The organism is uncultured Alistipes sp. (assembly GCF_910580175.1).
GTDB lineage: Bacteria > Bacteroidota > Bacteroidia > Bacteroidales > Rikenellaceae > Alistipes.
The window spans coordinates 998-1,569 of the sequence record NZ_CAJTXD010000009.1 but is presented as its reverse complement, the minus strand read 5'-3'; the positions used below and the strand labels follow the sequence as shown (position 1 = coordinate 1,569).

Sequence of the window (572 nt, the reverse complement as noted above, 5' to 3'; positions counted from 1 at the left end):
CTTACGATGAAGGCTTATGAGCGCGTATGATGTCAATATCAAGCGCCTCGGGCTGCTCCTTCTCCCCACGTTCCTGCGGCGACCGCTTATGACGTCGCTACTCTACGCAGTATTGACCCCGCTGAGCTATCTGCACACGCGGTTCATGATTTTCCGCCAGGACGCAGCCTACCGCCTCGGCCACAACGGGCAGGTATGCTACCTGCGCGCGGTGTTGAACGACACATTCGACCCGGAGCTGCGTCGCATCACCGTTACCGACACCGCGCAGTACGTCGGCGTATTGTTCGTGTGGCTCCGGGAGGAGGCACAGGGTATGCTTGTCCCGCATCGCGATGCGGGGACGATGCTTCTAATCAACCGCCGAGGCTTTGGCGGCGTCAGCGGATACGATTTCGCCATCAATATCCCCTTGGAGATGCGCGGATTAGATGAATCCCGACTCAAGGCAGTGGTCAATACCTACAAATTGGTTTCAAAACGATTCGCAATAAGTTATTTCTAATGAAAACGACATTAGGCCATTATCTGACGCAGGGGAACAAGGATTTCCCCATTGATGCGGAGACATT

Annotated in this window: 1 protein-coding gene and 1 pseudogene (1 of these 2 cut by a window edge); both read left to right on the top strand. The window is 54.9% G+C overall.

What is annotated here, in order from left to right; all coding sequences use genetic code 11:
- The first annotated feature begins 16 nt into the window (after positions 1–16).
- Positions 17–505, top strand: coding sequence for a hypothetical protein (locus tag QZ298_RS08550; RefSeq protein WP_296008093.1), 489 nt, complete (start codon positions 17–19; stop codon positions 503–505).
- A pseudogene (locus QZ298_RS08545) lies at positions 505–572 on the top strand (tail fiber protein) (it continues 916 nt past the right edge of the window). Before QZ298_RS08550 ends, QZ298_RS08545 begins: the two are co-directional and overlap by 1 nt.

Bases quoted from the DNA above. Each gene is read 5' to 3' on its own strand.
- QZ298_RS08550 (WP_296008093.1), top strand. From the start codon at position 17: ATGAGCGCGTATGATGTCAATATCAAGCGCCTCGGGCTGCTCCTTCTC.